This window comes from Nocardia sp. NPDC003345 (assembly GCF_053589395.1).
Genome location: NZ_JBSFRU010000312.1, coordinates 1 through 7745 on the forward strand (window position 1 = coordinate 1; position 7745 = coordinate 7745).

Annotated in this window: 10 protein-coding genes; 4 read left to right on the plus strand and 6 right to left on the minus strand. The window is 69.4% G+C overall.

Annotation, left to right across the window (positions count from 1 at the left end; translation table 11 throughout):
- Positions 1 to 346 (minus strand): SGNH/GDSL hydrolase family protein (locus ACWDU1_RS26115; RefSeq protein ID WP_450002405.1); only part of this gene is annotated, 346 nt, incomplete at its 3' end.
- A gap of 95 nt (positions 347 to 441) precedes the next feature.
- Between ACWDU1_RS26115 and ACWDU1_RS26120 the strand changes: the two genes are divergently transcribed.
- Positions 442 to 1017 carry a TetR/AcrR family transcriptional regulator gene (locus tag ACWDU1_RS26120; protein WP_450002406.1) on the plus strand — a complete coding sequence of 192 codons (576 nt, stop codon included), beginning with the start codon at positions 442 to 444 and terminating at the stop codon, positions 1015 to 1017.
- Positions 1018 to 1065: 48 nt separating this feature from the next.
- On the opposite strand, the gene ACWDU1_RS26125 is transcribed toward ACWDU1_RS26120, so the two are convergent.
- Both ACWDU1_RS26125 and ACWDU1_RS26130 read right to left on the minus strand, forming a co-directional pair.
- Positions 1066 to 2019: a YdcF family protein gene (locus tag ACWDU1_RS26125; RefSeq protein ID WP_450002408.1), complete on the minus strand. Its 954-nt coding sequence runs from the start codon at positions 2017 to 2019 to the stop codon at positions 1066 to 1068.
- Between the two features lie 247 nt (positions 2020 to 2266).
- Positions 2267 to 3145 (minus strand): TIGR03854 family LLM class F420-dependent oxidoreductase, encoded by an 879-nt coding sequence (locus ACWDU1_RS26130; RefSeq protein WP_450002410.1) that lies wholly within the window; start codon positions 3143 to 3145, stop codon positions 2267 to 2269.
- 441 nt (positions 3146 to 3586) lie between these two features.
- Here ACWDU1_RS26130 and ACWDU1_RS26135 point away from each other — a divergent pair, with 441 nt between their 5' ends.
- Both ACWDU1_RS26135 and ACWDU1_RS26140 read left to right on the plus strand, forming a co-directional pair.
- Positions 3587 to 4006, plus strand: coding sequence for a MarR family transcriptional regulator (locus ACWDU1_RS26135; RefSeq protein ID WP_450002411.1), 420 nt, complete (start codon positions 3587 to 3589; stop codon positions 4004 to 4006).
- A 110-nt stretch (positions 4007 to 4116) separates the two neighbouring features.
- Entirely contained in the window at positions 4117 to 4449 is a 333-nt protein-coding gene (locus tag ACWDU1_RS26140; RefSeq protein WP_450002413.1) for a rhodanese-like domain-containing protein, read from the plus strand.
- 36 nt (positions 4450 to 4485) lie between these two features.
- Here ACWDU1_RS26140 and ACWDU1_RS26145 read toward each other — a convergent pair whose 3' ends face one another.
- Complete coding sequence (locus tag ACWDU1_RS26145) at positions 4486 to 5220, minus strand: helix-turn-helix domain-containing protein (RefSeq protein ID WP_450002415.1); 735 nt, start codon at positions 5218 to 5220, stop codon at positions 4486 to 4488.
- Positions 5221 to 5339: 119 nt separating this feature from the next.
- Positions 5340 to 5888: a methylated-DNA--[protein]-cysteine S-methyltransferase gene (locus ACWDU1_RS26150; protein ID WP_450002416.1), complete on the minus strand. Its 549-nt coding sequence runs from the start codon at positions 5886 to 5888 to the stop codon at positions 5340 to 5342.
- Between the two features lie 149 nt (positions 5889 to 6037).
- Between ACWDU1_RS26150 and ACWDU1_RS26155 the strand changes: the two genes are divergently transcribed.
- Positions 6038 to 7135, plus strand: coding sequence for a CaiB/BaiF CoA transferase family protein (locus ACWDU1_RS26155; RefSeq protein ID WP_450002418.1), 1098 nt, complete (start codon positions 6038 to 6040; stop codon positions 7133 to 7135).
- 42 nt (positions 7136 to 7177) lie between these two features.
- On the opposite strand, the gene ACWDU1_RS26160 is transcribed toward ACWDU1_RS26155, so the two are convergent.
- The coding region (locus ACWDU1_RS26160) for a tetratricopeptide repeat protein (RefSeq protein ID WP_450002420.1) at positions 7178 to 7745 on the minus strand (568 nt) is incomplete at its 5' end.

Genomic DNA, 7745 nt, shown 5'->3' on the forward strand with positions numbered 1-7745 from the left:
CGGGATGGCAGCCGAGGACGTCGCTGTCCAGCCGCTCGAGCAGGTCCGCGCTGGTATTGCCGTTGATGCCGGCATTGATGAACCGGTACCCGGAGAATTCCGGGCGGGCCCGCAATGCGCCGACCCAGTCCGCGCCGAGGGTGCCCTGGGTCATGCTGGCTCCGGCCGCGACCACCACCGGGCCCTCCTGCGGACGCCCGCCGGTACAGGCCTGCGCGGGTGCGCCGGACGGTGCCCGGACGAAGGTCAGGTACCCGACGGTGCCTGCGGCGCCGAGGATCGCGACCAGCGCGGCGGCGACGGCGATCAGTATCGGGCGCCGCCTGCGGGTGATACCGAGACGCATGGGGTACCTCCAGTTCGAACTGGGTTAGTGAACACTAGCCCCTAGGATGGGCTAGTGTTCACTAACCTGTCAAGTGTGCGACGAGGGGCGAGGAGTTGAGTACCCGGGAGCGAATCCTCGACGCCGCCGCCGAGTTGCTGCGCAGCCGCGGGGTGACTCACGCGACGACCAAGGAGATCGCGCTGTCCACCGGCGTCTCCGAACCGACGCTCTACAAGTACTTCGGCGACAAGGAACAACTCCTGCTGGCCGTTCTGCGGGAACGCCTGCCCGGCCCGGCGCGGACCGGCGTGAACCCGGGCGCGGGGACCGTGGCGGGCAACCTCACCGAACTCGCCCACGCGGCACTGGCCTTCTACCGGAAATCCATCCCCATGCTCGGCGCCCTGCTGGCGGACCCACAACGGATGGCCGCCCACCGTGAGGCCATGCGGGAGCACGGCGCCGGTCCGGAGAAGGCGGTCACGGCGTTCGCCGCGTACCTGCGCGCGGAACAGGATCTGGGCCGGATCTCGGCCGCCGCGAATCCGGACAGTGTGGCGTCACTGCTGGTTGGTGCCTGCTTCCACGAGGCATTCCTGGGCTACTACACGCAGAATTCCGTCGATGAGTTCACTCTGCGGTCCGCCGCAGACGGCCTCGTCACCGCGGTTCTCGAGCCATTGCTGTAATCGTGCCCATCCGGCCGGCCGCGGCGTGCGACGCATCCGGCACCAGTATCAATATCTGCGTTCGGCGGGCCGGAAGGTCTCGCTGAGGCGTTCGTAGGACGAACGGACGTCATCGGGGACCTCTTCCCGAACGATATGGCCCTCGGCCGGATACTCGTCCAGCCGCTTCATCTCGCCGAGGGTCACGGCTACGATCGACTTCGGGGGCGGCGCGGTCTCCGCATCCGGCCGGTTCCCGTACTTCATGTAGTTCTCGAGCGAGACGTCGGCGGCGGTGATCGCGGCGTGTTCGGTGTCGGGGCACTGTTTCATCAAAGTGCCCCATACTCTGCGAGCATGGAACGGCGTGCAGGCGCCGATTATCGAGGTGATGTCGCGACCGTGGTCCTTCAGCATCTGCACCGCGAACGTCGCGTTCTGCCCGGTGTTGCGGGCGAACGGCTCCTCCAGGATCTGGCCGGAATTCAGGCCCGCTCGTTCCGCCGCCGCGCGGAACTTCGCCGCCTCGCCGGCATTACCGGAAAACACCACCGGGACGTCGTACAGTCCGTGATCACGAACTGTGTTGGTGACCACAGCGGACCCGCCGATATCGCGGCTCCCGAAGAAAACGATCCCCCCGTAGTTCCGTTGCGGATCGATCGCCCACTTGGGGTCGTGCCGCAGGTAGTCCCACAGCCGTCCCAGGTCCGACACCGTCCGGTCCGGATCCGCGCCACGATCACGAACTTCGCGCAGCCAGGCATCGAACGATTCCTCCCGGCGACCCCCGTGAACCCGATCGTTGTGGATCAGGGCACGGCCCGCACGGTCTATCGAAATGGCGCCGGAGCCATCCGTTTCCCGCAGCAGGCCGGGTGCACTCCGGGTTTCCCGGGCGATCGCACGCTGGCGACGGATAGCATCGGAGATGCCTGTGGTGAGCGCGCGTACGGCGCGCTCACCCGCCGCCCGCGCGACCGCTGCCGGGCCCCCTGCTACCGGCAAATCCGCGTCGTTCATGTGCCCTTTGGTTCCGACGCCGGTGGTTCCGACGGTCGAACCGCTGTCACCACAGCCACTGTGCGGGCGACATTAGCACCGAATCGGGCGGCGAGCGGGGGACTCGTTTTCCAGGCTGTGGAGACGGCAGGTGGCGAAACCGCGGGGTTGTGATCGCTGCGGGAATCGAACACCGGCGCGGCCGGGAATCCGCAGTGAGGCGCTGGGCGGTCTGTCCGGGTTCGGCGTGCCCGGCCCAGGTCCGGTGTCAGGTCTGTCGCGGTAGTAGTTCGGTGACGAACCGGTCCAAGAAGCCCGAGACCGGTTTGCCGTCGGCGGGGACGACCACGAACTTGCTCAGCCCGGCCTCGAGGTAGGCGTCGATGAGCCGGTGCAGGTCGGTCCAGCTGCCGGCCACCAGGTCGGACGGATCGGTTTCGGGGCGCTGGGACCGGATTCCGGCGGCGAGGTCGGCCGGGATACCGCTCTCGGCCAGTAGCAGGGTGATCCCGAAATGATCTGCTTCGATCTCGCGTCCGGCGGCCGCCGCCTCGGCATTGATCGTGCGCACGGCGGTCGCGGCCTCGGCGGGCGAGACGAAACTGCCCAGCCAGCCGTCGGCGTACCGGCCGATACGGCGGAACGCCGCCGGGGCGCGGCCGCCGAGCCAGATATCGGGCGCCCGCACCGGGCGGGTGCCGACACCCGCCCCGCGCACCGTGAAATAGTCGCCGTCGAAGTTCACCTCGTCGGATTCCAGCGCGGCGCGCAGCAGCCGCAGTGATTCGTCGAAGACCGCCCCGCGCGGGCCCGGTACCGGGAACAGGTCCCGCTCCCGCGGGCTCGCGGGCTGCAACCCGAAAACCGGCAGTACCCGGCGCGGTGCGAGGCCCGCCAGCGACGCCAATTGTTTGGCGACCAGTACGGGGTGGCGACCGGGCAGGATCGCCACCGAGGTACCGACCTTCAGCTGGGTGGTGCGCGCGAGCGCGAACGCCATCCCCACCGTCGGGTCCACGGCCGGCGACCCGATGAGCTCGGAGAACCACAGGGAATCCACACCCGCGTCTTCCAACCGGTCCACCAGGGCCGGCAAGTCCTCGGTCGCGGTGGTGGATCCGGTACCGACGCCGAATCGGATCTTCATCTCGTCACTCCTGGTCCGCTACCCCCGCGGCCACGATAGTCCGGGGCGTCGGCGGAATCGCCCGGCGGCGGGGCTCAGCGGGGCGGGTCAGCTTCCGCCGCCGCCGCCGCCGCAACCACCTCCGCCGCAACCACCTCCGCCGCCGCCCCCGCCGCCGTCGGAACCGCCGCTACCGCCGTCGGAACCGCCGAAGAACCAGGGTGTGGACGCCGCCCCGGCACCACCCGACCGCAGCCCCCTGCCCCCGCGCCGCTCCCCGGTGCGCCGCCGACGGCGATTCGAGGCGAGAAAGGTGACGACGGCGATCACCGCCGCAATTGCCAGGATCCAGCCGAAAATCTCCATAACCCACGGTAGCGACGAAAAACGCTGACGTCAGCTCACTTACGGGGCGGAACCGGTGTGCGGAAGGAGGCGGCGGGCGGGGGTTAGCCTGCTTCTATGCCCGAATCGCCGCCCTTCAGTCCGACGGTCATGCTGCTGACGGTGGGCCGGGTGTGGGAGGCCAGATTCGCCGAGGGGCTGAAACCGCTCGGGCTGACCACCCGCAAGTACGGGCTGCTGGGGCATATCCGGGCTCGGCCGGGGATCTCGTTCAGCGAGCTCGCCCGGCGGTCCCGGATAACCGTGCAGAGTGCTCATACCGCGGTGGCCGCGTTCGTCGCGGCCGGGTTCGTCGACGACGGGACCGCGCACGCCGGATCGGCCTCGACGTTGCGCGTCACGGCCGCGGGGGAGGAGCTGCTGGCCCGGGCCGCCGAGGTGGTGACCCGCCTGGACACGGAGTTCGCGCCGCAGTATCCCGAGCTCACCGCAGCGTTGCGGGCCGCTATGACACGAATGACAGCGGAAGGTTCGTAACCTTCAGTTATTCTGAAGGTTATGGAATCCCTGTCGTCGTCCGTCCATGCCGCGGCTGTGCTCAGCGGGCCGCTCACCGTTGCTCACGTGCGGCGGGAGGCTCGCAGCGCATGAAATTCCGGCATTACCTGCATCGTCCACCGGCCGTTACCGCCGCCGAAGCCGTCCGGCTGGTGGCCGAGGGCGCGCTGGTGGTGGATGTCCGCCGTGAGTTCGAGTGGAAGCGGGTGCATATCCCGGGCGCGGTGCATATGCCCCTGGAAGTGCTGCCGCAACGCTGCCTGGAATTGCCCGAGGACCGCCTGCTCATCGCCTTCTGCACCGGCGGTCTCCGCTCGGCGGGCGCGGCGAATCTGCTGGTGGAGAATGGTTTCGACGCGGTGAATATGAGCCGTGGGCTGATCGAGTGGCGGGCCGCGGGCGGACCGCTCACCGAGCGCTGACCCTCGCCCCGGTGGATTTCCGGGTGCCCGGACCGTTCAGTTCTCGGCGTTGCGCTCGGCCTCGAGTAGTTTGTTGGTCCGGATCATCACGTCGAGCTGGGCTTCGTTGTAGAGGTCCCGGACCGCCACAGCGATGGTGTGCGCCGCGCGTTCGGCGCCCACCGGTGAATCCTTGTGCTGCTCGGACAGTGTCGGGTGGTCCGCGAGCAACTCCCGGACCTGCGGTGCCAGGTCCGCGGCCAGTTCGGCCCGGGTATCTTCATCGGCGTCGGGGGCGAGATCGTCGAACGCGGCGAAGGTCGTCCGGTAGGTGGTGTCGTTGAGCAGTTCGCGCAGTGTGTCGAGGCCGGAGGGACCGAGCACCCGGCTGAGGATCACGGTGTAGGCGCGGTCGGCCTCGCTGAGGTCTGTGGCGACGGCGTCGATTTCCGGCGGTAGATCGGTGCCGGAGCCCTGCCGCAGAATCAGGGCGAGTTCGACCCGGATGCGCTGCAGGCGCTCGATGGTCGCGGCGAGTTCGGCGTCCAAAGTGCGCAATGCTTCCTCCGGGTGTTCGTCGGCACCATCCATGGCGGCGATCTGTGAGAGCGGTATGCCCAGGTCCGCGAGGCGTTTGATACGAAGTACGCGGACCAGATGGGTCGAGCTGTACTTCTTGTAGCCGTTGGAGCCCCGTTCGGGCTCCTCCAGCAGCCCGACCTCGTGGTAATGCCGCACCGCTCGCACGGTGGTGCCGGCGAGTTCGGCGAGCTGACGAGTACTCCACGCCATAACCAGTCACTCCTCGGGCGCAAGGGCCGCCGGCGCGGGCACGCCGGCTCGACCACAGTTTCAACTGTGCCGCAGCGGCAAGGTCAAGCGCCGCCGCGGGGGAAGTGACCGGAACCGCCTCAGAACAGCGTCGGCTCGCCGAATCCCGAGGTGCGTTCGATGGTCAGCAGGCGCTGTTTGGTGTCGATCCCGCCGGGCGCGGAGAAGCCGTGCAGCGCGTGATCGGCGGCCAGCACCCGGTGGCAGGGGATGATCAGCGGAATCGGGTTCCGGCCGAGAGCCTGGCCGGTGGCCTGGGCGCCGCCCGGGGCGCCGGCTCGTTCGGCGACCTCCCCGTAACTGAGCGTATGACCCGGATCGATGGCCCGGGTGACCGTGTAGACCGCGAGCGGGAACCGGGGCACGCCGGCGAGGTCCAGGGGGATCTCGCGCAGATCGTCGAGATCGCCGTCGAGATGAGCGCGGATGCGGGCGACCGCCTCGCCGCGAGGGCCCCGGGTGGGTGCCGGGATCCGGCGGGCGGCGCCGAGCGCGGCGACGGTGGTGCCCGGGTCGTATCCGGGCAGCGCGAATCCGGCGACGGCGTCCGCGCGCCATCCGATGGCGCAGCGGCCGATGGCGGTGTCGAACTCCGTCGCGTCCAGGTGGGCGACCGCGCTGTCGGGCATACCGACAGTCTCCCCCGCCGCACCGACACCGGGGATCGGCCGATCGGACGCACCGGACCCGTGACGTGAGGCGGCTGTTGTCATACTGTCAATACGTCCCGCGGGCGGCCGCGGGTGGACATTGGATCGACGACGAACCGAGGTAGGGCGTGACTACACCATCCACCGCCAAGCAGGGCCCGCTCGCGGGCATTCGCGTGATCGAACTGGCCGGGATCGGCCCGGGGCCGCATGCCGCGTTGCTGCTCGCCGACCTCGGCGCCGATGTCGTGCGGATCCAGCGCGCCGGGCAGCTGCCGGGCGGCGCCGACCGTCCGACGCTGCGCGGCCGCAAGGTCGTCGAGGCGAACCTGAAGGATCCGGCCGATATCGAGCGGGTGCTCGGCCTGGTGGAGAAGGCCGATGTGCTGCTGGAGGGGTTCCGCCCCGGGGTCACCGAGCGTATGGGTCTGGGCCCCGATATCGCCCTGGAACGGAACCCGCGCCTGGTCTACGGCCGGATGACGGGCTGGGGCCAGTACGGGCCGCTGGCCGATCGGGCCGGTCACGACATCAACTACATCAGCCTCACCGGTGTGCTGCACGCGATCGGCCGCAAGGGTGAGCGCCCGGTCCCGCCGCTGAACATGGTCGGTGATTTCGGCGGCGGTTCGATGTTTCTGGTCTTCGGTGTCCTCGCCGCCCTGGTGGAACGCCAGAACTCCGGAAAGGGCCAGGTCATCGACTCCGCGATGATCGACGGCACGCTGGCCCTGTCGCAGATGATCTGGGCCTTCCGCGGTATGGGCTCGTGGAGTTCGGAGCGCGGCACGAACCTGCTCGACACCGGGATGGCGTTCTACGACACCTACGAGACCTCCGACGGCAAGTACATGGCGGTGGGCGCGATCGAACCGCAGTTCTACGCCCAGTTGCTGGCCGGGCTGGAACTCGACCCCGCGGACCTGCCGATGCAGATCGATCCCGCCGGGCAGGACACGCTGAAGAAGCTGTTCACCGAGAAGTTCCGCAGCCGGACCCGCGACGAATGGACCGAGGTCTTCGCCGGTACCGACGCCTGCGTCACCCCGGTGCTCACCTTCGAGGAGGCGAGCGAGAACGAGCATATCGCCGCCCGCGAATCGCTGATCGAGCTGGAGAACGTCACCCAGCACGCCCCGGCGCCGCGCTTCTCCCGCACCCCGTCGGCAACCCCCGCCCCGCCGCCGACCGCGGCGACCCCGATCGAAACGGTCTGGGCCGACTGATACGGCTCCGGTGACCGGCCGGTCACCGGATGCGGCCCGCGATCAGAACCAGGTCGTGGGCCGCATGTAGTTGGCCAGATCGATCAGGGCGTAGCGGTGCCGGCGATCGGGCGCCGAGCGGGCCAGTGTGCGCAAACCCTTCTCGGTGCCGTCGCGCAGCGCGTGCTCGGTGAACGCGGCACCCATCAGCGGAGGGCGCGGCCGCTCGGGACTGTTACCGGCCCGCAACCACGCGAGCGCGCTACCCAGGACCATGACCCGCAATTGCGGTACCCGCCGCTCGTCCGCCGGGAGCTCCTCCACCCGAATCGCGGCTCTGCGCAGGGCGCTTTCCGGAAGAGCGGCCACCGGCGCGCTGGTGAGCAGCGACAGGACGGCGGTCATCCGGGCGGTGGTGAAATAACGTGAGGACGCGGGGACCTCGTCGAGAGCGGCGACGGCCTCGGTGTACCGGCCGGTCGCGGTGAGCAGGCGGGCCAGGCCGAAGGCCGCGCTCACCAGGCCGTGGTCGGTGCGCCACGCGGTGGCGTAGAAGTTCTCCGCGAAATCGCGCCAGGCCCTGGTCTCGTCCGGCTCCCAGTGCTGCAGGACGAGTTCGGCGGTGGCGGCG

What these genes read in the sequence shown, in the direction of transcription:
- ACWDU1_RS26125 (WP_450002408.1), bottom strand. Translation starts at nt 2,019, where the DNA reads ATGAACGACGCGGATTTGCCGGTAGCAGGGGGCCCGGCAGCGGTCGCG.
- ACWDU1_RS26130 (WP_450002410.1), bottom strand. Translation starts at nt 3,145, where the DNA reads ATGAAGATCCGATTCGGCGTCGGTACCGGATCCACCACCGCGACCGAG.
- ACWDU1_RS26135 (WP_450002411.1), top strand. Translation starts at nt 3,587, where the DNA reads ATGCCCGAATCGCCGCCCTTCAGTCCGACGGTCATGCTGCTGACGGTG.
- ACWDU1_RS26140 (WP_450002413.1), top strand. Translation starts at nt 4,117, where the DNA reads ATGAAATTCCGGCATTACCTGCATCGTCCACCGGCCGTTACCGCCGCC.
- ACWDU1_RS26145 (WP_450002415.1), bottom strand. Translation starts at nt 5,220, where the DNA reads ATGGCGTGGAGTACTCGTCAGCTCGCCGAACTCGCCGGCACCACCGTG.
- ACWDU1_RS26150 (WP_450002416.1), bottom strand. Translation starts at nt 5,888, where the DNA reads ATGCCCGACAGCGCGGTCGCCCACCTGGACGCGACGGAGTTCGACACC.